The following is a 26,469-nucleotide window of genomic DNA, read 5'->3' as shown; positions in this document are numbered from 1 at the left end:
CGATGACCGACCACGGCTGCAAGGTGTGTCGCGTGCTCGACGAACGGGACGCCGGCCACCTCGACGACGAACTCGTCGCGCGCTGGCACGGAGAGGGGGACGAGCGCATGGGGTATCGGCGGCTCGCCGACTGGCTGAACGTCACGCTGTTGCGCCGCGAGATGGAGCGTGTCGGCCTCCCGACCGGCGGCGGCGAGGCCCGCTCGCGCTACGAGCGACTGACGGGCGAGGCGACCGCCGACGCGGTCCAACGGCTCCTCCGACAGGAGGGCGTCGCCGTCGACGCCCTCACGGACGACTTCGTCTCCTACAGCGTGGTCCGGACCCACCTCCGCGACTGCCTCGACGAGGAGCGCGACCCGTCACCCCCCGTGGAGTGGGAGGCGGACCGGCTGGCTGACTTGGAAGCGTACGCGGCGTCGGAGGCCGCCGACGCCGTTCGCTCGCTGGTGAACAAGGGGAAACTCTCTGCGGGCGGCGACGTCGAGCCCGCGGTGACCATCCACGTCCGCTGTGGGGCCTGCGGCGCGACCACCCCGATCGACGAGGCGCTCGCGGCCGGCACGGTCTGTGGCTGTCGCGACGCGTGACTGTGAGAACCAATCACACGTTTTCCGCGTCGGTGATTGGCATTTTCCGGATGCCACAGCAGTTCTAAAACGGGTATGGGCGTTTCCCTCATCGCTCAATGGGCGGATGATTGTTCTCTTCAAACCATCGGATAGCGAACCTTTGTCGGTGGAGGGATGGGACCGCCGCTCGGGAGATTCCCTGGCGAACGGTGTCGAACCGGAGGCGCCGCCGTTGGCGGAGGGAGACGGGAGAAACGGAACGGCGCGGCGTTACCAGACCTGGTCGAGCGCGCGGAGCACGTTGCCGCCGAGCACCTTCCGGATCTCGTCGTCGTCGTACCCGTTGGCGACCAGCCAGCGCGGGATGTTCTGCCAGGCCTCCGTGGGGTTCTCGAGCCCGTCGACGTACTCGCTCTCGAGCGTGGAGTCGGGCAGTTCCATCCCGTGGTACGACGACAGCACCCGGAGCAGTTCGGTGTGGTCGCCGTACAGCACGTCCGGCCCGAACGCGACGTGGTCGATCCCGATCAGGTCGACGACGTACTGGAAGTGCTCCATGTACGTCTCGATGTCGGGCAGGTGCGTCGAGGAGAGCAGGCCGACGACGCCGCCGGTGTCGGCGATCGCCTCGAACACCTCGTCGGCGGTGCCGCGAGCGCCCATCCCCGCACCCTGTGCGAGCGCGTGGGTGTCGAAAACGGGCTTCTCGCTTACGTCACAGGTGTCGAGGGAGGTCTGCGGGCTCGCGTGGCTGACCGAGATCGCCATCCCCACGTCGTTCATCCGGCCGATCGCGCGAGCGCCGAACCCAGTGAGCCCGCCGTCGCGCTCGCGGATGTCGCCGCCGCCGGTGCCCAGCGCGTTCGAGGTGTTGTAGGTGATCCCCATCGAGCGCACGCCCATCCCGTACAGCTGCTCGATCCGGTCGAGCTCGTTCTCGATCATCGCCGCCGACTCGACGCACTGGACGACCGCGAGTTTGCCCTCCTCCCGGGCGCGGTGGATGTCGTCGACGCCCCGGCACTGGAACGCGTAATCGGAGTGCATCAGGTCACAGGCCCGCATGCTGACCTCGTGAGTGATGTCGTCCCACTTCCAGCCGTGCAGCGAGTGGACCGAGGAGAGCCCGTCCAGTTGCATGTCGAAGACGGCGTCGAGGCTGGTCTCCGCGAGGAACTCGTAGGCGGTGTGGATACGACCCTCGCGAATGTAGTCGAACAGGTCGGCGTCGATATCCGCGGGGAACTGGAACGCGTGATCGTGCAGCGAGAGCACGACGTCGTCGGTGAGCTCGTCGACGCGGGCCGCCTGTTCGTCGGTGAGCTCGATCGCTCGGGGTTCGAACGCCGTCTTCTCGGCGAGCTCGAACCCTCGGTAGTCCTCGCCGGCGTCGAGGTAGTCGTACGGCTGGTACCCGTCGAACTGCTTGTCTGCACCCATACTCCGCACAGGGGCCGGACCGCTACTTAGCCATTTGGGTCGCCACACCATCACACACGAGTGAGGCGTGGGCGCCGTCCCGTGGGAACGTGACACAAGCTATTTGCTGTGGCGACGGGATCGGTACTCCGTGTACGCAGCAATCAACGGAGCCGACCTCTACTACGAGGTCCACGGCCCGGACGACGCGCCCGCTATCGTCTCGCTGCACGGCGGGCCAGGCATCAGCGACCACCAGAAGGGGAAGCAGGCGTTCGAGGCGCTCACCGACAGCTACCGGCTGGTGGTGTACGACCATCGGGGCTGCGGACAATCGAGCCTGACCGAACCATACTCGAACGAACAGTACGCGAAGGACTGTGATGGGTTGATCCAGCATCTCGGCCTGGAGGAGGTGGTGCTCATCGGCGGCTCCTACGGCGGCTTCATCACCCAGGAGTACGCCATCCGCTTCGGTGACCGCGACTACTTCGAGGGGTTCGTCCTCCGAGACACCGCAGCGTCGAACGCCTACGAGGACAACTCCGTCGAGAACGCCCGAGAGTCCTGGGACGAGATGAAGGCCCGGAACTTCGACCTCCCCGACATCACCTGGGAGGAGTTCATGACCGTAATGGACGGCAACGTCGAGTCCGACGCGGAGTTCGAACGGATCTGGCTGGGGATGCTCCCCCTCTACGCGCCGAACCTCGACGAGTTCGACGTCGAGGCAGCCAAAGAGTCGACCGCGGAGCGCGACTTCCACCACGAGACCCACAACGAGATGTTCACCAACGCCTACCCGAACATGGACTACACCGACGACCTGCCGGGCGTCGACGTGCCGGCGCTGGTCACCGTCGGCCGCCACGACTGGATCACCCCGCCGGAGGCGAGCATCGAGATCGCCGAACTCCTGCCGGACTCCAGACTCGAAATCTTCGAGGAGAGCGGCCACTCGCCGAACCTCGACCAGCAGGAGGAGTATCTCGCCCGCGTCCGGGAGTTCTTCGACGAGATCGGCTTCGGCGACCCGTACGGCGACGACTGAGGGGATTGTCGCCGGTTACGGCCTCCCGCGTCGCCGGCTACAGGTCGTAGATGTCGGCGTACTTCTCCGTGATGCGGTCGACGAAGTACTCGGTGGTGAGCCGCTCGCCCGTCGCCGCCGCGGGCAGTTCGTCGGTGGGGTAGCGCTTCCCGTGGCGGTGGACGTGCTCCTCCATCCACTGTCGGATCTCGTCGAACCGTCGGTCCCGGACCAGCTCATCGAGCGGGGCGTCGAAGTCCGCCTCGAGGGAGTGCTGGAGCTGGGCGGAGAACACCGTACCCAGCGAGTAGCCCTGGAACGTACCGATCCGGCCGATGCTCCAGTGGATATCCTGTAGACAGCCCTCGCTGTCGTTCTCCGGGCGAATGCCGAGGTACTGCTCGTACTTGTCGTTCCATACCTCGGGCACGTCTTCGACTTCGAGTTCGCCGTTCAGTAGCGCGCGTTCGATCTCGAACCGGACGACGATGTGGAGATGGTACGTCACCTCGTCGGCCTCGACGCGGGTGAGGTTGTCCTCGTACACCTGGTTGGCGGCCTCGTACGCCTCCCGCGGCGTCACGTCCGAGAGCCGGGGGAAATGCTTCTGTACAATCGGGAGGAACTGCTCCCAGAACGCCTCGGAACGGCCAACGTGGTTCTCCCAGAAGCGGCTCTGTGACTCGTGGATCGAGTGGCTCCGGGACTGGCCCAGCGGGCCGGGGAACGCGTCCTCGTCGAGCCCCATTTCGTAGGTCGCGTGCCCGTACTCGTGGAGCGAGCTGTCCAGCCCGTCGACGGGCGAGTGGTCGTGGAACCGGGTTGTGATGCGCATGTCGTACCGGTTCCCGTAGGAGAAGGGGTGCGGCGACGTGTCAAGCCGCGCGCGGTCCCAGTCACACTGGACGAACGAGAGGGCGTCCTCCGAGAGCGCCATCTGGGTGTCCTCGTCGTACGGGCCGCGGTCGACGAACGGGCCCGAGGGGTCCACGTCGCTCGCCCGAATCTTTTCGATGAGAGGGACGAGCGCCTCCTTCAGGTTATCGAGCACGCGTTCGGCGGTCTCGACGCCGACGTAGGGCTCGTACTCCTCGAGCATCACCGCGAACGGCTCCTTGTCGGGATCGATCTGGTTGGCCTGCTCGCGTTTGAGCTCCAGCAGCTCGTCGAGGTAGGGAGCGAACGTGTCGAAGTCGTCGTTTGCTTTGGCCTCCTCCCACGCGTCGTTGGCCTCCGAGATGACCGCGTTGATCGCCTCGGTGAGGTCCTGATCGACGGACGCCTTGCGCTCGTGTTCGCGGCGAACCTCCCGGACGACGGCCTGCTGGTCGTCGTCGAGGTCGGCGTCGTCGACAGTGTCGAGCCACGCCTCCACGTCGTCGCCGGTGAGCGCCTCGTGCTGCAGCGAGGAGACGAGACCGCGCTGGGTCGACCGGGCGGGCGTCCCGCCCGGGGGCATCATCACCTGCTGGTCCCAGAACAGGAGGTTGTCCATCGTTTCGAGTGTCCCGACCCGTTCCGCGCGGTCGAGGAGTTGTTGGTACGCCGCCGCCGGAGAGTTCTCGGCCATAGGGGTACGTTACCGTACAACGATGAAAAGCTACCTCTCCCCGTCACGCTGGCCGGTATCTCCCCCGTCCACGCTCGGGAGATCCGGAGGTAGCTTTATCGCGGTACACCCGTCAGGTCGAACCGTGACCGACGTAGCCTACCTCGTCCCAGGGCGGGGACTGGACGCCGCAGAGCTCGACCGCCGCGAGGGGATCGCCAACGAACTGACCGACGCCAGCGTCACCGTCGTCGACGCCGACGACGGCCCGCTCTCGATCGAGAGCGAGGTCGAACACGAGTGGTGTGTGCGGAGCCTGCTCGGCCTGCTCAGGGAGCACGAGAACGAGTACGACGGGTTCGTCATCGGCTGCTTCGGCGACCCGGGGCTCGCGGCCGCCCGCGAGTTCGTCGACAAGCCCGTCGTCGGGCCGGCGTCGTCGACGTTCCACACGGCCGCACAGCTCTCCGACCGGTTCTCCTGTCTCACGATACGCTCGACGCCGGCCTCGAAACGACGGCAGATATTCGCCGACGGCCTCGGCCGGCAGTTGGCGAGCGTCCGGGTCGTCGAGCAGGGGGTGCTCGAGGTGGATCACGAGTCCGAGGAGGTGGTCCGGAAGATGGTACGTGAGGCCGAGGCGACGGTCGAGGAGGACGGCGCCGAGTCGGTCGTTCCCGGCTGCATGAGTCTCGCGTTCATGCAGGTCCACGACCGCGTCGCCGAGGAGCTCGGCGTGCCGTTCCTGGACCCCGTTCGCGTCAGCCTCGGGACGGCCGCGATGTGGGCCGAACAGGGGCTGAACCACAGCCGAGTCACCTACCCGGCGTTCTCCGAGGAGCGCGAAGCGAGCCTGTTCGAGTAGCCTGAGAGGCAGTCGGGAGGCGACACTCACTACTCCCTGTGGAGGTGGCAGGCGGCGTAGCGAGTCCCGCCCCGAGACGACTCGAGTTCGTACGCGGGCTCTCTCCGAGCACAGACGCTCTGCTCGGCGAAGGACTCCGTGAGCAGTTCCGTGGCGGTCTCCCACTCCCCGGCAAGGACGTCTTCGATCGCGTCGTCGACGATCACGCCCGCGTCACCACCCACGGTCACGCCGTCGAAGAACTCGGCCTCGATGGCCCGGCGGTCGGTCGGGTCGAACGCCTGCCGTCTGACCGCGCGCATGAACTCCCGGACGGCCGCCCAAGCGTCGCCCTCGAGCGCGTACGCCTCCGGGGGAATCAGCTCCGGACAGCGTGTCCGGAACCGACAGCCAGAGGGCGGGTCGACCGGATCGGGAACGTCCCCCTGCAGGATCGTGCGTGACCCGGCTTGCGAGGGGTCGGGCACCGGAATGGCCGACAGCAGCGACCGCGTGTAAGGATGTTTCGGGTCCTCGAACAGCTCCTCTTTCTCGGCCAGCTCGACGATCCGGCCGAGGTACATCACCGCGACCCGGTCGGAGATGTGGCGGATCACCGAGAGGTCGTGGCTGATAAACAGGTAAGTGAGGTTGAACTCGTCCTGGAGCTCCCGCATGGTGTTGAGCACCTGCGCCTGGATGGAGGCGTCGAGCGCGCTGGTTGGCTCGTCACAGACGATGAAATCCGGATCCACCGAGAGCGCGCGCGCCAGGTTGATCCGCTGGCGCTGGCCGCCGGAGAACTGGTGCGGGTAGCGGTTGTAGTGCTGGGGGTCGAGCCCGACCGCCTCCAGCAGTTCTCGGGTGCGCTCCTCCCGCCGGTCGTCGTAGAGCCCGTGGGCCTGCATCGGCTCCTCGACGATCGGCCCGACCTTCATCCGGGGGTTCAGCGACGACTGCGGGTCCTGGAAGATCATCTGCTGGTCCTTGCGGGTGCGCCGCAGTTCGCCCTTGTCCAGGTCGGCGATGTTCCGGCCCTTGAAGTAGATGTTCCCCTCGGTGGGCTTGAGCAGGCGCAGGATCGTCCGTCCGAGCGTTGACTTCCCACAGCCCGACTCGCCGACGAGCCCGAGCGTCTCGCCGCGCTCGATCTCGAAGGAGACGTCGTCGACGGCCCGGACGTGCTCGATCGTCCGCTTCAGCGGGAACCCGCCGCTCAGGTCGAGCTCGACGGTGTCGAACACGCCGCTACCCGTCGAGAAGTGCTTCTTGAGGTTCTCGACGCGCAGGATCGGCTCGCCCGTCCCGACCCCACTCATCGGCTCTCCTCCGTCACCTGCAGATCCTCACCGAACTCGTCGCTCTCGGACTGTATCGGCGTGCTGTTCTCGTAGTCCACGTCGAAGGCGTCGTGTTTCACGCACGCGGCGTTGTGCCCCCTTCCCGTCCCGCTCACGTTCCGCGAGTCGGGGTTCATCTCGCGGCAGACCTCGCGGGCGTCCGGACATCTCGGGTGGAACCGACAGCCAGAGGGCGGATCGATCGCCTCGGGCATGACGCCCTCGATGGGGTCGAGCGACTCGACGGTTTTGTCGGGGCGGGGCACGGAGTTCAGCAGCGCCTCCGTGTAGGGGTGTTTGGTGTCGTCGAAGAGGTCGTGGACGTCGGCCTGTTCGGCCATCTGGCCCAGGTACATCACGTTCACACGGTCACAGATGTCCGCGACGACAGCGAGATCGTGCGTTACCCAGACGAAGCTTGTGCCGTACTCTTCCTGCAGCTGGGAGACCAAGTTCAGGATCTGTCCCTCGACGGTCACGTCCAGCGCGGTCGTCGGCTCGTCGGCCAGGATCAGCGACGGCTGGCAGGCGATCGCCATCGCGATGAGGACGCGCTGGCGCATCCCGCCCGAGAACTCGTGTGGGTAGTCGTCGAACCGGTCCTCCGGCTTGGGGATGTCGACCTCACGGAGCGTCTCGATCGCGACGTCCCGGGCATCCTTCGGCGGGAGATCCCGGTTGATCTCGATGAACTCCTGGAGCTGGCCGCCGACGGTGAAGACGGGGTTGAGGCTCTCCATGGGGTCCTGGAAGATCGTCGCGATCTCCCGCCCCCGGATTCGTTCGCGGAACTCCTCGTTCGAGAGCGTCTCGGGGCTCCGACGGCGCTCGCCGTTGGGCCCCTCCTCGAAGCTGAGTAGGGGCTCGCCACGGAACCGGATCTCGCCGCCGACGATCTCGCCGGGGGATTCGACCAGCCGGAGGATGCTCGAGATGGCGACGGACTTCCCGGCGCCGGACTCGCCGACGAGGCCGACGATCTCTCCTTCGTGTACGTCGAAGGAGATGCCGTCGACGGCCCGAACGGTGCCTTCGGCGGTGTCGAACTGGGTTTGCAGGTTTTCGACGCTGAGTAGTGGAGTGTCTGCAGTCATTGTCAGTTTTCGAGGCGCGGGTCCAGCGTGTCGCGGAGCCCGTCGCCGAGGATGTTGAACGCCATCACGGTGAGCAGGATGGCCAGTCCCGGCCAGACCGAGAACCACGGCGCCGGGAGCATGTAGTTGCGCGCGATCGAGAGCATCTGTCCCCACGACGGCGTGGGGGGTTGGGCGCCGAAGCCGAGGAAGGACAGCCCGGCGACGATCAGGATGTTGGTCCCCATCTGGAGGGTCGTCTGGATGACGACCGGCGCGAAGCTGTTCGGGATGATGTGTCGCAGCAGGATGTTCCGGTCTTTCACGCCGGCGGCCTGGGCGGCCTCGACGTACGTCTCCTCGCGGATGCTGAGAACCTCCGAGCGGATCAGCCGAGCGAAGATCGGGACGGAGATGATGCTCACGCCGATCATCGCGTAGATCAGCTCGCGGCCGAACGCGGCCATGAACGCGATCACGAGCACCAGGAACGGGATGGAGTAGAGGATCTCGACGAACCGCATCAGCACGTCGTCGACCCAGCCGCCGTAGTAGCCCGACACGGCGCCAACGGCGGTTCCGACGACGACGCCGATGGTGGTCGAGACGAGCGCGATCTGGATGGCGATCCGCGAGCCGTACAGCAGCCGGACCGCGATGTCGCGCCCCCGCGTGTCGGTACCCAACGGGTGGGCTAACACACCCTCACCGAACTGGTTGCTGAGCCCGACCGGCGGCAGCAGCGGGCGCGTGCCCGCGTTGTTTCGCAGCGGGTGGTAGAGGTAGGTCTCCGCCAGCTGGTAGTCGAGGAACTCGGCGTCGACGAACGCGAACAGCGCCATCCCGGAGATGACCGCGATCAGCACGAGGCTGATCCGGGCGCTCGTGTCCTGCAGCAGTCGGGAGAGGGTGTAGGACGCGCCGACACGGGACTCGTACTCCTCCGTGTCGGCCTCCTGTGTTTCCGCCGCCATCACTCCTCCCCCTCGTAGGTCACACGCGGGTCGAGGTACGCGTAGGTCAGGTCGGTGATCAGCGTCCCGACCACGAACATGAACCCGAAGAACAGCGTCGTGCCCATGATGAGCGCGTAGTCCTGTGTGCGGACCGCCTGAATGATCAGCCGGCCCATCCCGTTGATGTTGAACACGGTTTCGGTCAGCACCGCCCCGCCCAGCGCGGAGGTGAGCTGGAGCCCCACGATGGTCACCACTGGGAGCTGTGCGTTCCGGAACGCGTGTTTCCGGGTAATCACCGACTCCTTGACGCCGAACGCACGGGCCAGGTCGATGTAGTCACGCCCCAACACTTCGAGCATCGACGACCGTTCGATGCGGGAGATCGCTGCCATCTGGAGCGTGCCGAGCGCGATTGTTGGCATGATCAGGCTCCGGCCCGTCTGGACGAGCACGTCCAGCCTGGAGGTGGCTCCCTCCACCTCCGATATCGGTGTTAGCGGCATCACCAACCCGTTCGAGGGGAGCACCTGCAGGTGGTAGCCGAAGACGATGATCAGCAGCAGCCCGATCCAGAAGTTGGGGGTGCTGACGCCGATCAGCGAGACGACGCGGGAGCCGTGGTCGACCGGCTGGTTCCGGCGACGGGCCGAGACGATCCCCAGCGGGATCGCGACGCTGATCGCGAAGGCGAAACTCGACGCGAGCAGCAGGAGCGTGACCGGCAGCCGCTCCATGATCTTGGTCGTGACGGGAACGCCGTAGTGGATGCTGCGTCCCAGATCCCCGCCCATCGCCGCCAGAATGTACTTGACGTACCGTACGTGCAGTGGCTGGTCGAATCCGTAACGCTCCTCGGCGGCGGCGATGAGCTCCTCGCTCGCGGTCGGCCCGAGCATCACCTCCACCGGCGACCCCGGCATCGCGTTGATCAGGAAGAACGTGATCGACGAGATGCCGATGAGCACCGGGATCGCCTGGAGCAGCCGTTTGATGGTGTATCGTAAGTGTGACATCTATGTCGTCGTGAGTGCGAAAACGTCGTCGGGGGGAGGGGTTACTGGTCCATCCAGACGTTCGAGCCTTCGGTGTCGCCGTTCGTGTTGTTCCTGTCGCCGTACAGGTACGGGTTGTACGTCGAGACGGGGTGGGGGTTCAGCCCCTGGACGTAGTCCTTGGCCCCCATCGAGACGGAGGTGTAGTACAGCGGGAGGTGGACCCTGTCCTCGACGAACAGGTTGATCGCCTCGATGTACATCTCGCGGCGTTGCTCGCGCTCGGGGGTGACGCGGGCCTCGGCCAGCAGTTCGTTGAACCGGTCGTTGTCGTAGTACTGCCCCTGGAACGCGCCGTCGATGTGGAGCAGTTCGTAGAGGAACCGGTCGGGCTCGGGGGCACGGGTCCAGCCGAGCAGGTAGATGTTGACCTGGCTGGCGTCGCCGGAGTCGAACCGGTCGAGCATCGTCGCGAAATCGAGGTACTGCACCTGCGCGTCGTACCCCGCTTCCTGGATGCCGTTAGCGATCGAGACCGCCACCTGTCGGCGCTTCTCGGTCGAGGAGACGATGATGTTACAGGTCCAATCGTCGGGAACGCCGGCGCTCTCGAACAGTTCCTGGGCGCGGTCGATGTCCTTCTCGGCCCAGCTGTTCTGCCACTCCTCGAGGGGCATGTCCCACGCTTCCGCGACGGAGGCGGGCACCGGGCTGTACATCCGGCCGCCACCTGGCTTGATGTACTGGTCGATCGCCTGGTCGAGGTCGACGCAGTGGTCGATGGCCAGCCGCACGTCACGCTTGGCACACTCGCCCTCGTTCTGGTTGAACGCCGCGAACTGGTAGCTCAGCGAGGGCCCCTCGATGACGCTCGCGTCGCTCATGTTCTGGATCGTGCTCCAGAACTGGGGCGGGATGCGGTTGATCACGTCCTGCTCGCCGGTCTGGAGCTGGGTCACTCGGTTTGTGGGTTCGTTGATCGGCGTGAAGGTCACCTCGTCGAGGTGGGGGCTGCCGTTACCCCAGTAGTCGTCCCAGCCCGCCATCGTGACGTGGTCGTTCTCCTCGAACTCCGTCACCTCGAACGGACCGGAACCGACGAACGTGTTGATACCGAACCCCTCGGGGTCCTCCTCGCGGACGCTCTTCGGCGCAACCGGGTGTGCGATGGCGTGGAGGATCGGGACGTACGGCTCGGTCAGTGTGAAGTGGGCGGTTTGGTCGTCCTCGACCTCGATGGTGTCGACGATGCTGAAGTTGGAGGCGTAGCTGGTCTGCTCCTCGACGGTCGCCTCGAACGTGTACTTCACGTCCTCGGCGGTCACCGGATCACCGTTGTGGAACGTCGCGTCCGCGTCGAGGTTGAGCGTGAACTCGTTGCCCTCGAGGGTCGGGATCTCCTCGGCCAGGATCGGGACGAGGTTGGTGTTCCGGTCGTAGCCGAGCACCGGCGAGTACACCAAGTTCTTCAGCATGATGGAGTAGTTCCCGCCGTTGTTGTTGACGGGGTCGAGCTCCACCGGGGAGGAAGTCTGTGCGAAGTTCAGCGATCCGCCCCGGGTCGGTGTCGACGTCGCCGCGTCCGTGTCGTCGTCCCCGGACGACCCGGAGTCGGTGTCAGTCTCCGTCGCCGTCCCGTCGCCGCTGCCGGTACAGCCGGCGAGTCCGATCAGGCCCGCGGACGCTGCGGCCTGTAGGAACTTCCGGCGGTTGTCTTGCCAATCATTCTCAGGCATGAGTGTACCCTACCCCTATGCTTATTTAAAGGTTTGTCATAGGGCGATCGCCCCACGAAATATACTTTCCGTGGTTTCGGCTGGAAGTTAAAACTCGTGGCGTCGAATATACCGTACCGACACGGGAACTACGGCGTCCGTAAAGGGACCGAATCGGTGGATCGGCTCTCGGACGCTCTTCGGCGCGCTTTCAGCCGCCGCGCTGGTCGGTGGGGTCTCGAGGGTCTGCCACCCTCCGTCAGGTACGAGAAACTATACGGCGTGGGTACGGAAGATGGAGTATGGGTCAGCGACTATACGAGAACGGGAAGCCGTCGGTGTCTGGTGTCGACGCCACGATCGTCGACGACATCTCGGCCGACGAGCCGTGGGCGCTCGTCGAGCGGTTCGCCGAACTCGAGCGCGTCTCGGGCACCGACGACGAGCGCTCGGCGGCAGCGTACGTGACGGACCGGCTCGATCAGTTCGGCGTCGACCACGAGGTGTTCAGACCGGAACTGTACCTGAGCACGCCCCACAGCGCGAGCGTCGACACCGGCGACGGCTGGACGGCAGCGTCGGCGAAGACGGTCTCGTTCTCCGCCGACGGCACCGCCGAGGGTGAGCTCGTCTACGTGGAGAACGACGACGAGATGGAGTCGATCGAAGCCATGCTCTCGGTCTCCCTCGCCGGCCTCACCGAGGACCTCTCGGGGAAAGTGGTGATGAGCGAGTCGATCATCCCGATCAGTGCGATCGGGGAACTCGCCGACCGGGGTGCCGAGGCGTTCGTCGGCATCCACCCCCACGATCGCGAGCCCCACGAGGGGATCGTCACGCCCGTCTGGGGTGGCGCACCCCCCTACGACGAGCGAGAGCGGATCCCGGACCTGCTCGTCGCGAACGTCTCCGCGAGTGACGGCCACGAACTCCGCGAGCGAGCCGCCGAGGGCACCGAAGTCACCGTCGCCGCGGAGACGACGACCGAGTGGCAGACGGCGCCGCTCGTGCTGGCGACGATCGAGGGCGAGGCCGCCCCCGAGAACGACGAGTTCGTGCTGGCACACGGCCACTACGACTCCTGGCACGTCGGCGTCACCGACAACGCGACCGGCGACGCCGCGCTGCTGGAGCTCGCTCGCGTGCTGGACGAGCACAGTGAGGCCCTCCGCCGGGACGTGTGGGTCGCGTGGTGGCCCGGGCACTCGACGGGGAGATACGCCGGCTCGACGTGGTTCACCGACGAGTTCGCGGTCGACCTCGCCGAGAACTGTGTCGCGCACGTGAACATCGACTCGCCGGGGGTCGCCGACGCGACCGAGTACGACGAGCGGGTGAAGTGGATGGCCGCGGTCCACGACGTGGCAGCCGAAACCATCGCCGACGTGAGCGGGAAAGCGACCGCCGAGTTCCGGCCGGCGCGTGCGGGCGACTACTCCTTCAACAACCTCGGGATCCCGGGCATGTCGCTCCAGTCGAGCATCCCCGAGTCCATCCGCGAACAGCGGGGGTACCACCCCGTCGGCGGCTCTGGCGGCCACGCCGACGCGTGGCACCTCACCACCGACACGATCAAAAAGGCCGATCCCGAGGTGCTGGAACGCGACACCGAGGTGTACACGCTCGCGACGGCCCGGCTGAGCCGCGCAGCGCGGCCCGCAGACCCGATCCGGACGATCGATCGCCTCGCCTCGATAGCCGCCGAGTACGACGCGGCCAGCACGTTCGACCTCGGGCCGGTGCTCGACGAACTCGACGCGCTGCGAGACGCGGCGACGGCGTTGCTTGCCGACGCCGAGGGGTACCCCCAGACAGCCGACAGGCTCGTCAAGGCGCTCACTCGGCTGAACTTCGTCACCGAGGGGCAGTTCGAGCAGGACCCCGCCGAGAGCCGGCCGCCGTTGCCTCGCCTCGCCCCCGTCGAGCGACTCCCCGAACTGGACGGCGACGACGCTCGCTTCCTCGAACTGCAGCTCCACCGGGCGCGAAACGGCGTCGTGGCGGAGCTCCGGCGGCTCCGGCGGACGCTGTAGGCGGCTACGTACTCGCTGCAGGGGTAGTTCTTTACCCGTACTCGGGAATAGTGGAGGTGATGCGGTTCGCAGCCAACATCCCGACGGCCGCCGGCGCCTCGGAGTACTCGACGCTGGCATTCTGTGACTCGATCTCCTGGGAGAAACAGCGCTCCTACGCGGAAACCGTGGAGGCCGCAGGCTTCGACGGGCTCGGCGTCCCCGACCACCTGCTCGCGGGCGACGACGCGACCACGGAGTGTTTCACGACGCTGACCGGCCTCGCCGTCGCGACCGACGAGGTGACGCTGTTCCCAAAAACCGTCAACAACGAGCTCCGCCACGGCCCCCTGCTGGCGAAGATGGCCGCCGACCTCGACAACGTCAGCGACGGCCGCCTCAAACTCGGAATGGGCGCGGGCTGGAAGGCCGACGAGGCGATCGCGTACGGCTACGACTGGCCGGACGCGCCCGATCGACTGCGCGCGATGGAGGAGACGATCGAGCTCACCAAACGCCTCTGGACCGAGGACGCGGTCGACTACGACGGCGACTACTACCAGCTCGACGGCGCCACCTGCCGGCCCCGCCCCCGGCAGGACCCGCGGCCGCCGATCATGGTCGGCGGGGGCGGCGAGGAGTTCACGCTCCGCATCGCCGCCAAACACGCCGACGAGTGGAACTACTGGGGGCCGACCGAGGTGATGGAACAGAAGCTCGACGTGTTGCGCGCTCACTGCGACACGTACGGTACCGCGTTCGACGACGTCGACGTGTCGTGGTTCGCGCGGTGTATCGTCCGGGAGAGCGAGGCCGAAGTCGAGGCGGTCCTCGACGAAGTCCCGCGGTTCCGCGACCCGGACCCCGACGACCCGATGGCCTCGTACAACAACCTGATCGGCACGCCCGAACAGCTCGTCGCGGAGCTCGAACCGTACGCCGAGCTCGGCGTCGACGAGGTCGTGCTGGAGTTCGTGGACTTCCCCGAGCCGACCGGCGTCGAGCTGTTCGCCGACGAAGTCGTCCCGGCGTTTCGCTAGCGAAGCTCGACTGTCGAGGAACGCCTCGACCGTGTTGGCCGTTTCCCTGACGGTGTGTGCGAGCTTCGAGACGCCGCGGACGGCTTTCGTCCGGGCGTAGTTGCACCGCCTATCGGTCGACCGCCTCCCAGATCGCCGCCGCCCAGAGCGCAGTCGCGTCGGCGCCGCGTGGGCCGACGAACTGGAGGCCGACCGGGAGCCCCGACTCCGTGCCGCAGGGCACCGAGACGGCGGGGTGGCCGGTGAGGTTGAACGGCCCCGTCGTCCGGACCGCCTCGTCCAGCGTGCTGTCCTCCAGATAGTTCTCGCCCTCCCAGGCGGGAGCGACCATCGGCGTCGTCGGCCCGGCGAGCACGTCGATCCCCGCAAGTGCGTCGTCGACGCCGGCGGTCACCAGCTCCCGGGCACGCTGGGCTCGCGCGTAGTACTCGAGGCCGTCGTCCGCGAGCAGGTGCTGGCCGTAGAGGAACACGTCCGCGGGGTAGTCGCCGAGCTCGTCGGATCGCTCCGCGAGCGCCTCGTCGACGGCCGCCGCGAACGCCGGGTCGGCGACCGAGCGCTGCCAGAAGTTGGTCCCGTTCCGCTCGACGTAGGCCGCGACTTCCGCCATCGCGATCGTCCACCACGCGGGGATGGCGTACTCGAAGTCCGGGATCGATACCTCGCGCACGGTCGCGCCGGCGGTCGCAAGGGCGTCGAGGGCGTCCCGAACCGTCTCGTCGACCGCCGGGTCACCTCCGAACAGCTCGTCGGGGACGCCGACGGTGAGCGTCGCTGCCGTGTCGGCGTCGACGCCCGCGACCGCGTCGGCGTAGTTCTCCGGAGTCGCCCCGGCGGTGGCGGCGTCCCGTGGGTCGGGACCGGCGATCGCTTCGAGCGTCCGGGCGGCATCCTCGACCGTGCCCGCGAGCACGCCGATCTCGTCGTTGAGCTTCGAGAACTGGACGAACCCTGTGAGCGGGACGAGTCCACGGCTGGGTTTCAGGCCGACGACGCCACAGAACGAGGCGGGGAACCGGACGGATTCGCCGGTGTCGCTCCCCAGCGCCACGTCCGCGAGGCCGTCCGCGACCGCGACGCCGCTGCCGGCCGAGGAGCCGCCGGGCTGGTGGTCAGCGTCGTGGGGGTTGCGCGCCAGCCGGAACCGCATCGTGGCGGCGTCGCCGCCGAGCGCGAACTCGTCCATGTTGGCCTTCCCGACGATCCGCCCGCCTGCGTCCAGTATCCGGTCGACGACCGTCGCGTCCTCCGCCGGGACGTGGTCCGCGAACAGGGGCGACCCACAGGTCATCGGGAGCCCGGCGACCGCGATGTTGTCCTTCACGGCGACCGTCAACCCTGCCAGTACGCCGTCGTCGCTTCGCTGCAGGTCGCATCTTGATAGAAACGCCCCGTTCGGATCCTCCCTCTCCTCGGGCTCCCAGTACTTTCGTTCGGGTGCCGTCAGGGCGTCGAGTTCGTCGAGACGAGCCACGAGGTCGTCCTGTGCGGCGATCGCTTCCGCCTGCCGGTCCGGGTCGAAGCGGTCCGGATCGAGACGCGCTCGCTCGGCGTACTGCGCGATGTCGTCGGCCGTAACGGACGAGCCGTTGTCCATGGGGGTTCCACGTAACCGGGCCGCCAAATAGCTTCGTAGGCGTCGTACCCGATCGTCACGCGGAGAGATGTGTCCGAAAACCAATCGCCCCGAGGGCGCAGCGACGGGCAGCCGCGACTCGATCGTCACAGAGACACGGCTGTCCGTCGCCGTGTCTCAGTCGTACAGAGGTACGGTTGACCGTCACCGTACCTCAGTCGTCGCAGAACCGCGGCTGTCCGACGCCGCGGTTCAGTCGTCACAGAGGCGCGACTGCCCGCCGTCGCGCCTCAGTCGTCGTCCGCCACGGCAGCGGGCTCCCCCAACAGGTCGCCGAGCTTCTCGAACTTCGGCTCGGGGTAGGTTTTCGGGCTCTGGGCGACGCCGTGGCGTGCCCACGCGGCCGCCTGTTCGAGTGCGATGCTCGCGGGGTCGAGGAACGGCACGCCGACGCGCTCCTCGATCTCGTCGTGTCGCTGGGCAAAGGAGAGGCTCATACAGCCAGGGAACAGCGCCTCGGCGCCGTCCTCCTCGACTGCGGCCTTTCCCTCGCTGACCATGCGCTCGACGAGGTCGTCGTCGCCGTGGTCGATCGACTCGACGGGGGCGTCGACGGAGCGCACGCTCACGCACCGATCCGCGAGATGGTGTTCGTGGGCCTGCTCGTGGCTCATCGGCGCCGTCGCCTCGAGGATGGTGAGCCAGGTGAACCGGTCGGCGACCATCGACGCAGTGTGGATCGTCGCCTCCGCGGGCCCGACGACCGGGATCGAGAGCAGTTCCCGCAGCGCGCGGATCCCCGGGTCGCCGAAGCAGCCGATCACCAGCGCGTCGAACTCCGACTGGACGCGGTGAGCAGTTTTCATCGAGCCGACTACACACCAGTACTCCTCGACGGCGCTCTCGATGCTCGTCGGGCCGGGCCCCTCGGCCTCGAGCACGGTCACGTCGACGTGGTCGGGCGTTAGCTCGTTCGCCACGCGCTCGCGGCGTTGCTTCTCGTCGTCCGGCAGGCCGACCCCGGGGACGAGGTAGCAGACGTCGACCATCAGACACCACCCCCCGTGGCGTCCGCAACGATCGAACGCGCCCGCTCGAGCTCGCCCACGACGGTGTTCTGCTCGCGGGTGAGCTGTATTCGGACGAACCCGACCTCGTCGCCGTCGACCACCTCGAACTTCCGGGCGACGGAGAACCGCGGGAACGGCTCGCGGCCGGTCGCGGGGTCCTGCTCGAACTGCCCGCGCTCGACCAGGTAGAGTCGGGTCAGTACGCGCGAGAGCGACGTGATCGCGTCGTTTGCCGTCTCGGCGTCGATCTCGCCCGCCTCGGCGGCCTCATGGAACGCCTCGATCTCCGCTTCCAGCGCGTCCAGTCGGTCGAGTGTCGGCGAGAAGTCGAAGCGATCGCCCGCAGCCGCGTCGTAGCGCTCGACGGCCTCGCGGAGCTTCGCGGCGCTCCGGGCGTGATCGAACGGCAACACGTCCGCGTTCAGCACGCGGGCGACCGAGACGACGTACAGCCGGATATCCCGCAGGAGTTCGTCCTCGCCGGCCTTCTCCAGCGTGTCGGTCGAGACGTGCCACGCGTCGGAGTTGCCGCCACAGCCGCCGACGGGGTGGTAGCCCCGTTCTTCGCGGATCTCGGCGGGGATGTTCGAGGAGAGCATGAAGAAGCCGGTGATGCCGAGATTGTCGAAGGAGTAGTCGCCCGCACGGTACGGGAACTGCTCCTCGTACGGCGCGCCGGTCACGTCGTCGATCGCGTCCCCGACCAGTTCGTGGGCCTCCGGCGTCCAGCAGGACATGTCGGTGTACTCGGTGGCGTCTTTCGCGCCCGGGCTGTCCATGTTCACCTGTGCGACGCAGTTCTCGGCGAGCTCCTGGGCGAACTCGTCGGCGTACCACGTCGAGCCGGCGTACCGGCCCGTGGAGTGGCCGGGCCACCAGGCGACCCGGAGGTTCCGGTCGAGTTCGTCGCTGTGCTCGTCGAACACGCGCGCGGCCTCCAGCAGGCCCGCGTCGCCGGTCGCGTTGTCGGTGATCCCGACGAACCACGAGTCGTAGTGGCCGTGCAGCAGCAGGAACTCGTCGTTCTCGGGGTCGGCTTCGCCCTCGATCTCGGCGACGACGACGGGGCACTCCATCCAGTCGGTGGTGAGGTCGGTCGACAGTTCGAGCTCGAGCCCCTCGTCGCTCTCGGCCCACTCCTTGAGCGTCTCGCCGTCGGGATCGGTGACGTTCGCGATCGGGACGTCGGGGATCTTCTCCCGTTCGTCGTAGCGGGGCGCGCCGCCCCAGATCGGCGTCGCGATCCCGTTGTGCGGCTCGCGGTCGTGTTCGTGGATGGCGATCACGCCGATCGCACCTTTCTCCGAGAGCGTGCTGACCGCCCGGATCGAGAGGCTGCCGGCCCGCGTGAGCGCGATCTTGCCCGTGAGGTCGCCCACGTCGTGGTACGGCTCCCGCGGGTCGTCGTCCTCGTCGAGCAGGTCGCCACCCGCGCTGCCGACGTACTCGACGGGGCCGGAGACGGTCGTCGACGCGGAGAACGAGACCGTCTTGACCGGACCGGGCTCGAACTCCCTGTCGACCGTTTCGATGGTCGCGTCGTGGGGCTGGCTGATGTACAGTTCGGGCTCGTGGCGCTTGTAGCTGATACCGTTGGCGTGGAGTCGGTCACAGATGTAGTCGGCGGCGGTGACCTCGTCGGCGCTACCGGAGACACGCTCGAGCGTCGAGAACTCCTCCAGCAGGTCCCACGGTTCGTCGATCGATACCTCGTCTGAGAGCCGCCGCTCGAACTGGTCGAGGGCGTCCCTGTTGGTAGTCGGCTGGCTCATGTGGCTCGCGTTCGCGCGGACGGCGGCGATCGGTATAAACGTTGGTAACGACCAACAAGGTCGGCCGTCGACGGCCACCTCCGGCGCTGTCGGTGGCGGGTCGGACAGTGTCGACGACCGAGGTGGGAGTGGGTAGCTGAGTTACCGATGCTGGCTGAGGGAGGTGAGCTAGCTACGGCACCGTAGGCAGCTAACTTAGCTGAGGTAGCTAAGGTAGCCAAGGTAGCTGGAGTACCTGAGTCTAGAGAGGGAACTGAACTGACTGAGTTAGCTAAGGTGACTAAGGTGACTCAATTGACTGAGGTAGCTAAGATAGATAAGGCACCGAAGGTAGCTAAGGCAGCTACGGTAGCTACGCCAGGTGCGGGAGGGACGGTAGGTGCGGTAGCGAAGGTAGCTGAGGCCGCTGCGGTGGCGACCGTACTGCGGTTCGATCGTCGGTGATCGATCAGTCACCCGTGTCGTCCCGAACACGGACGTCGGTGTTCGACAGCGCCTCCGTCGCCATGTCGGCGCGTTCGGCGGCCTCGATGTGCTGGTAGGCCTGACGGACCTGTTCCTCGCTGTTGTCGAGGTAGCGGGCGGCGGCCGCGTAGCCGAACTCCCGGACCATCACCTCGCCCATCCCGCGTCGGCCGCCGTGGGGAGCGAGATACTCGTGGCGGTCGTCGTCGACCGCGATCTCGGCGGCCTCGCAGAGCCGCTGCAGCACCCGGCGCGCGCCGTTGGGTTTCAGCGCCGGCGGCGCGTCGAGGCCGAACTCGCTGGCGACGAGGAGGTCGGGTTTCCCCTCGCGCTGGCGGTCGATCTCCGTCGCAGAGAGCCCCCGCTCCCGGAGACCCGTCGTCACGTGACGGGCCAGCGACGGGCGGTGGAGCGTCGTGAACACCGGCCAGTCCTCGGGGGCGTCGAGCAGTCGGCGGTAGCGCCGCAGCGGCCCGACGACCGGATCGGGGAGGGAGGCCTCGTCCCACTGCTGTTTCTTCCGGTAGACGGTGACGTTGTTGTCCGAAAGCGAGACGTCCGCCCAGCGGATCCCGTTCCGTCCCGGCCGGTCGTCGTCGGGCGCGTCGAGGAACTCGGCGGCGCGCAGCCCCGTGTAGCAGAGCACGTACGCGAGCGCGCGCTCGCGACAGCGCTTGTACGCGGTGAACCGTGCGTCAGCCTTCTCCCGGACGGCCTCGCTCTCGGGATCCCCTCGCTCGTCGGCGGGAACCTCGATCTCGCCGAAGGCGTCGAGGGTCGCCGACGCTCGCTCGTCGACGTACCGGGTGAGTCGGTCGCGCTGCTCGGGCGACCACGCCTGCTGGTCGCCGGGACGTCGGCCGGTGCTCTCGGGCAGCGGGTCCTCGGCGTCGGACTCCCGGGCGTAGTGGCGCGGAACGTACCCCTGTGCGTCGGCCCAGCCACACCAGGAGGCGACGTAGGCGTAGTACGTGAGCACGGTCGCGTTCGCGAACCCCGAGACGACGAGGTAGCGGGCGTAATCCCCGAACACGGTGGAGTCGAGATCGGCGAAGCGGACGTCTCGGCCCTCGCCCCCGGGGTTCGCGTCCCGAACGACGCCCTTCCAGGACTCGGGCGGCGAGGCGTTCGCCGGATCAGGGGTGTTCCCCCGACACCAGCGCAGGAAGCGGTTCAGCTCCCGCTCGGCGTCGCGGCGGTAGGCGCCGTCGCTCCCGCCCTCGCCTTTCCCCTTGTCGGTGAGAAACGTCCGGAACGTCCGTTCGATCGGCGTCGAGGCCTCGCGCCGGCTCATCGGGTCGACGGTTCTCGGTGGGAGTAGCAGGGGTCCATGGATCGATACTGGGGTTGGTTCGGGGGACGGGGGCGGGTAGTAAAGAACTTACGCACGCTTAGTGAGTTAAGCGTGCGTAAGCTGTCGCAGCGGCGGAGCGACCCTGGTTCGGACGATTGTCACGGTTCAGGACTCCTACTACGTATTTCTGGACCCTCCCGAATTTATAAATCACATACTGCAATATCGATCTTCGACGAGGGAGAAGTTGCGACTACAGCGGGTGTCGCTTTCTACAACCAACGATCTTCACTCGGTTAATCACAAAAGAGATATGCGAGCTACGGTCGTACACCGAACCCAACACCCGGCTCGGAGCGTGTGTCCCACCGCAGCCCGATGCGTGCCGGCCCCGGCCAGATTCAGTGGCTGGGTTCCCAGTGGACCGACTCAAGGACTATGAACCCCGATTCGTTCGACGACCCCCGCTCGGCCGCGATCGAGCAGCTCGAACAGTTCGGCCTCAGTGCGTACGCTGCGCGGACGTTCGTCGCCCTCGTGAGCCTGGGGACGGGCACGGCGAAAGACGTGAGCGGGGTGGCCGACGTCCCTCGAACCCGAGTGTACGACGCGATCGAGGAGCTCCAAGAGCTCGGGTTGGTCGACGTTCAGCAGTCCTCGCCCAAGGAGTTCTGGGCGATCTCGGCCGACACCACGACCCGGAAGTTCGAACAGGAGATGGGTCACCGGCTGTCGACCCTGACGACGGCGCTGGACGAGCTCGAACCTGTCCAACAGAGCGAGGAGCAGCGGGGCGTCTGGACCGTCGACGGCCAGGAAGCAGTCACCGAACGCGTGATCGAGTTCATCGACGAGGCGGACGACGAGATCGTCTACATGACGGTCGAGGGGCTGCTCACCGACGAGATCATCGGCGTGTTGCGTGATGCTGCGGAGCGCGGGGTGACGATCAGCCTCGGCGGCGTCTCCCCGGACGTCCAGGACCGGATCCGGGAAGAGATCCCCGATGCTGAACTGTTCGAATCGCTGTGGGTCTGGTCGGACACGCCCGCGGGCCGGCTCATGATGGTCGACGGCTCGCAGACGCTCGTGAGCGTACTCGTCAACGGCGCCGATGCAACCCCGACGGACCCGCGGTCGGAGACGGCGATCTGGGGCGCCGGGGAGACGAACAGTCTCGTGGTCGTACTGAAAGCGATCTTCACGTGGCGGCTGGGGAACGATAAACCGCCCAAGTGAGGACGAACGGTACAGTGATCGCCAGCGTTAGCGGGGCGCCCCCCGGGTCACATCTGGCCGCCTTCCTCGAAGGGCTGGACGACGACGAACCCCTCCCCGCCGGTGAACTGCATCTGCATCATCTCGCCGGATTTCTGCCCGATCTCGATCGTCTTGTTCGTCCCGATCGAGGGGGAGAGATTGGCGCTCCACGCGACGGTGGCGTCGGGGTCGGTCGTCACCGGCGGTTGGATCACCACGGGGTCGCCGTGGGTCGTGATCGCCACATCCCCCGGGCCGGTGAGGAACACGTTGGTGAGCCCGCCAGCCGCCGCCTGTGAGAGGCCGCCGACGGTGTTGATCTCGTAGTCGACGCCGTCCTCGAACGCCAGCACGTCCATCCCGTTGACCGAGATCGACTCGCCGTCGTCGAGCGAGAGGATCTGGACTTTCTTCCCCTGATCGGCGACGTACAGCGTGCCGCTCCCCTCGGCCTCCATGATGGGCGTCCCCTCGCCGCTGACGGCGTCCTTGACGAAGCCGGCGATACCGCCCTCGGCGGAGGATTTCCCGGTGAACGTCACCTCGCCGGTGTACGCGATCATCGAACCGGCTTTCACCATCGCGACCCCGTCGAACGGGATCTCCAGCAGCCGCTTGTTGACTTTTCGGAAGCCGCTACTGCTCGGATCCGGCGCGTTCGCGTCGACGAACTCGTCGAGTTCCATGAACGGCAAGGTGTTCGGCTTCGCCGTAGAAGTAACCTCCCCCGTGTTTCCACGGCTGCAACACGGCCGGCATTGCTAGCTCGCGACCCGTTCACCACCCCGATCGGGGGAGTGTTGCAGGGCGAGCAGCGGTGGGGAGACGTTAAACCGGATCGCGCCCACAGTCCGTACCGAGATGGCCGTTCGACCGACCACACGTCCGAGCCCGCGTGGGTGGCGATGAGCGACCCCGACGCGATGGCGGTCCCGCTCGCCGCCCATCCCGAGCCAGTGTGCCAGTACGAGGTTCGAGACGGCGTCCCGACGGTGACGGCGACCAACGACGCGTTCGACGCGGCGATCGGCGTCGCCGAGCGCGAGCCGATCGAGGCCGTGTTCGAGCGGTTCGACACCGTCGGGTCGCCGGGAGAGGCGTCCCCGGCGGCACAGCTCCGTGCCGGCGAGGCGGTCGAACTCGCGCTCGGATCGGACGGGGACGACCGGAGGTACGTGGCTCACGTGCTCGCGCCGGACGCGGACGGCGGGACGATCGTGTTCGCCGACCGCGACGGGGCGGAGCCGCCCGCTGACGACATCGAGGTGGAACGGGTCGCGAGCGCGATCGGGCACGATCTGCGGAACCCGCTCGACGTGGCGGGTGCCCACCTCGAGGCCGCACGCGAGACGGGGGAGAGCGAACATTTCGACGCCGTCGAAGACGCACACGAGCGGATGGAGCAGATCATCCAGGACGTGCTGACGCTCGCCCGGGGGGAGGCGGCGCTGAACCCCGAGCCGGCGGTTCCCGTCCGCGACACCGCCGAACGCGCGTGGCAGTCCGTCGAGACCGGGGCGTGGACGCTCCACCTCGACGAGTCGCTGCCGACGGTGACGGCCGACGCAGACCGGCTCCGGCGGCTGTTCGAGAACCTCTTTCGGAACTGCGTGGAACACGCCGCCGACGGCGGAACCGTTCGCGTGGACACGCTAGCGGACGGGAGCGGCGTGTCCGTCGCCGACGACGGCCCCGGCATCCCGGCCGACGAGCGGGCGGCCGTGTTCACGCCAGGGTACACCGTCGACGGCGACGGGACGGGGCTCGGCCTCGCGATCGTCGACCGGATCGCCGAGGCCCACGGCTGGACGGCCGCCGTCGCCGAGAGCGAGCAGGGCGGCACGCGAATCGAGATCCGGTTCGACACGGGGGCGTGACGATGGACGACCGACTCCGGCGGGCCCCGATCGGCGTGATCACGGTTCGGGACGGCACCGTCGCGGCGGCCAACGACGCGGCGCGGGAGTTGCTGCCCGGCGAGGACCCCGACGGGAAGCCGATCGAGGGCGCGTTCCCCCAGTCGGTCGCGGACTCGCTGCCGGCGGCGTTCGCGGGGGCGTCCGTGGCCGAGGCGTCGTTCGAGGAGTACTACCCGACGGTCGATCGCTGGCTGTCGGTGTCGGTCGTCCCGGACGACGGCGGCGCGACCGTCTACGTCGACGACGTGACCGAGCGCAAGCGCCACGAGCAGGCGCGGGACCGTCTCCGTGCCGAGCGCGAGCGAGTCGCCATGGTGGACCGCCTGATCGCCGACGTGCTCCGGGAGTTCGTGGACGCCGCCTCGCGGGCGGAGATCACCGAGACGATCCGGGAGCGGCTGGGCGCGTCCGACCGCTACCGATTCGCGTGGACCGCCGAGCACGCCGGCGACGGGCCCGTCGTCGAGGGCGTCGCCGGCGAGGAGGGCGAGACGTTCCCGGCGGTCCGCGCGGCGATCGAAGACGGCGACACGACGCCCGAGGCGCGGGCCGTCGACCGCGGACGCGTGCAGGTCGTCGAGTCGATGAGCGACGCCTCGTCGGTGCCCGAGCCCGTCCGAGTCGCCGGGTTCGCCGACGGGATCCAGTCGGTGCTGGCAGTGCCGCTCTCCTACGGGTCGAGCGTGTACGGCGTCGTGGGCGTCTATGCCGGGAGCGAGGACGCCTTCACCGACCACGAGCGGTCGAGCTTCGAGGCGCTCGGCGAGCTCGCGGGGCTGGCGATCAACGCGACGCGGAACCGCCGGCTACTGCTCTCGGACACGATCACCGAGGTGACGTTCGAGCTCGGAACGGCCTCCCCGCTCGCTGCCGTAAGCGACCGCTGTGGGGCGGAACTCACGCTCGACGGGACGGTCCCCGATGGCGACGACGGGCTCCACTGCTTCCTCACGGTTGCGGGGGCGGGCCCGGACGCGGTCGTCGACGCGGCGACGGCGACGCCGAACGTCGAAGCAGGTCGGGTCGTTCGGCAGGCCGGGGGGGAGCACGGGCGGATCGAACTCACGCTCGGCGGGGGGAGCCCGCTCGTCGAGGCCGTCTCCCAGGGGGCGACGATCCGGACGGCGACGTTCGAGGACGGGGCCGGCGAGGTGGTCGTCGAACTCTCCCCGGACGCCGACGTTCGGCGGCTGGCGGTCGCGCTCGGGGACGGCGAGCCGGCGACCGTGCGCTCCCGGCGCGACCGCACACGGTCCCCGACGACGGCGCGGGAGTTCCGGGACGAGCTGGGCGAGCGGCTGACCGAGCGACAGGCGACCGTGCTCCGGACGGCGTACCTCGCGGACTACTTCGAGTCGCCGCGGGGGAGCACCGCCGAGGAGGTCGCGGCGTCGCTCGGGATCACGGGGTCGACGCTGCTCCACCACCTGCGCGCGAGCCAGCGGAAGCTGCTCGACGCGTTCTACGACGAGTTCGACGACCGTGCGGAGTAGGCGTTCAGTGTCCGTCGCGGTCGACGCTCGCGAACTCCTCGAGGACCGTGTCGTCGTCGAGCAGCCGCCGCGCGCGTTCTTCGAGCCGATCCGCCCGTTCGCGGACCGCCTGGAACGCCTCGTGCTCGTCGCGCTGCTCGGGGGTCGTCTGTGCTTCTAACACCGTCCGGGTCGACTTCGCGCCGAAATACGCCCCGAGCGTCTCGTAGGCGAGGACCTGCCGCTGCTGGTCGACGACCGAGCGGACGTCCTCGCGGTCGACCGGCTTGCAGAGGTAGTCGTCGAAGGGCAGCTCCAGCACGTCGAACTCCGGGTCGATCGCGGTCACCATCACGACGCGGCCCTCGAACCCCCGGTCGTCGAGCGTCGCGAGCACCTCGTCGCCGGAGATATCCGGCATATGCCGGTCGAGCAGGAGGATATCCACCGGCCGCTCCTCGACGACCGAGAGCGCCTCCCGGCCGCCGTACGCCGTCTCCACGTCACACTCGCCGCGGAGCCGGAGCGCGTAGGCGTCGGCGACCTCCTTCTCGTCGTCGACGACGAGAACCCTCGGGGTGTCCGTCATGGTGGGAGCCGTTAGCCGTGAGTGACCCCCGGAGCACCATAACTGGTTTCGTTCGCCGCGTCGGCGCCGCCCGCGGAGTCTGCATAGTTAGCCATCGCCTGGACGGGTCGTCTGGATACTGGGCACGTCCGGCCAAGGGGGATCCGCGCCATCGCAGTCGTATGGCTGTGAGCCTCCAAGCGGATCACGAACGCGAAAGCGAGACCGAGTCGGCGCCGGCGGCTGCGGAGCTGCTCGACCTGCTCGGCGACGAGTACACCCGGCGAGTGTTCGAAGCGGTCTCGGAGTGCCCACGCGGTGGGCGGGCCGTCGCCGAGGCGGCGGACGTCTCCCGGGCGACGGCGTACCGGCGCCTCAACGAGCTCCGTGACGCCGGCCTGGTCACCAGCGAGTACCAGCTCGCCCCCGACGGCCACCACCGCGAGCAGTTCGTCGCGACCGCCCGCCACGTCTCGATCTCGCTGGACGACGGCGGTATCGAGGCGACGGTGTCGCTCGACAGGTAGT

22 protein-coding genes are annotated in these 26,469 nt (G+C 67.7%); 9 read left to right on the top strand and 13 right to left on the bottom strand.

What is annotated here, in order from left to right; genetic code table 11:
- Nucleotides 1-2 precede the first annotated feature (2 nt).
- A complete protein-coding gene (gene rdfA / locus B9G49_RS01555) occupies nt 3-590 on the top strand; it encodes a rod-determining factor RdfA (protein WP_086215156.1) in 588 nt (195 codons plus the stop codon).
- A gap of 252 nt (nt 591-842) precedes the next feature.
- On the opposite strand, the gene B9G49_RS01550 is transcribed toward rdfA, so the two are convergent.
- Nucleotides 843-2,012, bottom strand: a complete 1,170-nt coding sequence (locus B9G49_RS01550; protein ID WP_086215155.1) for a dipeptidase — start codon at nt 2,010-2,012, stop codon at nt 843-845.
- A 130-nt stretch (nt 2,013-2,142) separates the two neighbouring features.
- On the opposite strand from B9G49_RS01550, the gene B9G49_RS01545 reads away from it, so the two are divergent.
- Nucleotides 2,143-3,042, top strand: a complete 900-nt coding sequence (locus B9G49_RS01545; RefSeq protein WP_086215154.1) for an alpha/beta fold hydrolase — start codon at nt 2,143-2,145, stop codon at nt 3,040-3,042.
- 37 nt (nt 3,043-3,079) lie between these two features.
- Here B9G49_RS01545 and B9G49_RS01540 read toward each other — a convergent pair whose 3' ends face one another.
- A complete protein-coding gene (locus B9G49_RS01540) occupies nt 3,080-4,591 on the bottom strand; it encodes a carboxypeptidase M32 (RefSeq protein WP_086215153.1) in 1,512 nt (503 codons plus the stop codon).
- A 124-nt stretch (nt 4,592-4,715) separates the two neighbouring features.
- Between B9G49_RS01540 and B9G49_RS01535 the strand changes: the two genes are divergently transcribed.
- Complete coding sequence (locus B9G49_RS01535) at nt 4,716-5,435, top strand: aspartate/glutamate racemase family protein (protein ID WP_086215152.1); 720 nt, start codon at nt 4,716-4,718, stop codon at nt 5,433-5,435.
- Nucleotides 5,436-5,464: 29 nt separating this feature from the next.
- Here the strand turns inward: B9G49_RS01535 and B9G49_RS01530 are convergent, their stop codons facing one another.
- Genes B9G49_RS01530 through B9G49_RS01510 form a run of 5 tightly spaced genes read right to left on the bottom strand, consistent with a single transcriptional unit; the run spans nt 5,465 to nt 11,514 of the window.
- Nucleotides 5,465-6,733, bottom strand: coding sequence for an ABC transporter ATP-binding protein (locus B9G49_RS01530; protein ID WP_086215151.1), 1,269 nt, complete (start codon nt 6,731-6,733; stop codon nt 5,465-5,467).
- Nucleotides 6,730-7,848: an ABC transporter ATP-binding protein gene (locus tag B9G49_RS01525; RefSeq protein ID WP_086215150.1), complete on the bottom strand. Its 1,119-nt coding sequence runs from the start codon at nt 7,846-7,848 to the stop codon at nt 6,730-6,732. Before B9G49_RS01525 ends, B9G49_RS01530 begins: the two co-directional genes overlap by 4 nt.
- Nucleotides 7,849-7,850: 2 nt before the next feature.
- Entirely contained in the window at nt 7,851-8,801 is a 951-nt protein-coding gene (locus tag B9G49_RS01520) for an ABC transporter permease (protein ID WP_086215149.1), read from the bottom strand.
- Entirely contained in the window at nt 8,801-9,799 is a 999-nt protein-coding gene (locus tag B9G49_RS01515; RefSeq protein WP_086215148.1) for an ABC transporter permease, read from the bottom strand. Before B9G49_RS01515 ends, B9G49_RS01520 begins: the two co-directional genes overlap by 1 nt.
- A gap of 41 nt (nt 9,800-9,840) precedes the next feature.
- Nucleotides 9,841-11,514: an ABC transporter substrate-binding protein gene (locus tag B9G49_RS01510; protein WP_086215147.1), complete on the bottom strand. Its 1,674-nt coding sequence runs from the start codon at nt 11,512-11,514 to the stop codon at nt 9,841-9,843.
- 281 nt (nt 11,515-11,795) lie between these two features.
- Here B9G49_RS01510 and B9G49_RS01505 point away from each other — a divergent pair, with 281 nt between their 5' ends.
- Both B9G49_RS01505 and B9G49_RS01500 read left to right on the top strand, forming a co-directional pair.
- The gene (locus B9G49_RS01505) at nt 11,796-13,526 is read left to right on the top strand and encodes a M28 family peptidase (RefSeq protein ID WP_086215146.1); all 1,731 of its coding nucleotides are present in this window, start codon (nt 11,796-11,798) and stop codon (nt 13,524-13,526) included.
- A gap of 59 nt (nt 13,527-13,585) precedes the next feature.
- Nucleotides 13,586-14,545, top strand: coding sequence for an LLM class flavin-dependent oxidoreductase (locus tag B9G49_RS01500; protein ID WP_086215145.1), 960 nt, complete (start codon nt 13,586-13,588; stop codon nt 14,543-14,545).
- Nucleotides 14,546-14,654: 109 nt separating this feature from the next.
- Here the strand turns inward: B9G49_RS01500 and B9G49_RS01495 are convergent, their stop codons facing one another.
- From B9G49_RS01495 to B9G49_RS01480, 4 genes are all read right to left on the bottom strand, one after another.
- The gene (locus B9G49_RS01495) at nt 14,655-16,142 is read right to left on the bottom strand and encodes an amidase (RefSeq protein WP_086215144.1); all 1,488 of its coding nucleotides are present in this window, start codon (nt 16,140-16,142) and stop codon (nt 14,655-14,657) included.
- A 269-nt stretch (nt 16,143-16,411) separates the two neighbouring features.
- Nucleotides 16,412-17,170 carry an aspartate/glutamate racemase family protein gene (locus B9G49_RS01490; protein ID WP_086215143.1) on the bottom strand — a complete coding sequence of 253 codons (759 nt, stop codon included), beginning with the start codon at nt 17,168-17,170 and terminating at the stop codon, nt 16,412-16,414.
- On the bottom strand, nt 17,170-18,963 hold the full coding sequence (locus B9G49_RS01485; protein ID WP_086215142.1) for a M28 family peptidase: 1,794 nt from the start codon (nt 18,961-18,963) through the stop codon (nt 17,170-17,172). Before B9G49_RS01485 ends, B9G49_RS01490 begins: the two co-directional genes overlap by 1 nt.
- A gap of 448 nt (nt 18,964-19,411) precedes the next feature.
- The gene (locus B9G49_RS01480) at nt 19,412-20,722 is read right to left on the bottom strand and encodes a site-specific integrase (protein ID WP_086215141.1); all 1,311 of its coding nucleotides are present in this window, start codon (nt 20,720-20,722) and stop codon (nt 19,412-19,414) included.
- A 438-nt stretch (nt 20,723-21,160) separates the two neighbouring features.
- Here B9G49_RS01480 and B9G49_RS01475 point away from each other — a divergent pair, with 438 nt between their 5' ends.
- Nucleotides 21,161-21,961: a TrmB family transcriptional regulator gene (locus B9G49_RS01475; protein ID WP_086215140.1), complete on the top strand. Its 801-nt coding sequence runs from the start codon at nt 21,161-21,163 to the stop codon at nt 21,959-21,961.
- Nucleotides 21,962-22,008: 47 nt separating this feature from the next.
- Here B9G49_RS01475 and B9G49_RS01470 read toward each other — a convergent pair whose 3' ends face one another.
- Entirely contained in the window at nt 22,009-22,668 is a 660-nt protein-coding gene (locus tag B9G49_RS01470; protein WP_086215139.1) for an AIM24 family protein, read from the bottom strand.
- Nucleotides 22,669-22,887: 219 nt separating this feature from the next.
- On the opposite strand from B9G49_RS01470, the gene B9G49_RS01465 reads away from it, so the two are divergent.
- Both B9G49_RS01465 and B9G49_RS01460 read left to right on the top strand, forming a co-directional pair.
- Nucleotides 22,888-23,859, top strand: a complete 972-nt coding sequence (locus B9G49_RS01465) for a HAMP domain-containing sensor histidine kinase (RefSeq protein ID WP_233125141.1) — start codon at nt 22,888-22,890, stop codon at nt 23,857-23,859.
- 2 nt (nt 23,860-23,861) lie between these two features.
- The gene (locus B9G49_RS01460) at nt 23,862-25,394 is read left to right on the top strand and encodes a bacterio-opsin activator domain-containing protein (protein ID WP_198943789.1); all 1,533 of its coding nucleotides are present in this window, start codon (nt 23,862-23,864) and stop codon (nt 25,392-25,394) included.
- A 4-nt stretch (nt 25,395-25,398) separates the two neighbouring features.
- On the opposite strand, the gene B9G49_RS01455 is transcribed toward B9G49_RS01460, so the two are convergent.
- Nucleotides 25,399-25,962, bottom strand: coding sequence for a response regulator (locus B9G49_RS01455; RefSeq protein WP_086215137.1), 564 nt, complete (start codon nt 25,960-25,962; stop codon nt 25,399-25,401).
- Between the two features lie 161 nt (nt 25,963-26,123).
- On the opposite strand from B9G49_RS01455, the gene B9G49_RS01450 reads away from it, so the two are divergent.
- A complete protein-coding gene (locus tag B9G49_RS01450) occupies nt 26,124-26,468 on the top strand; it encodes a winged helix-turn-helix domain-containing protein (RefSeq protein WP_086215136.1) in 345 nt (114 codons plus the stop codon).
- Nucleotide 26,469 lies beyond the last annotated feature (1 nt).

The sequence above is a fragment of the Halorubrum sp. SD683 genome, assembly GCF_002135045.1.
GTDB classification, from domain to species: Archaea; Halobacteriota; Halobacteria; order Halobacteriales; family Haloferacaceae; genus Halorubrum; species Halorubrum ezzemoulense.
The sequence above is the reverse complement of the archived record's forward strand: the minus strand, read 5'-3'. Positions and strand labels throughout refer to the sequence as shown.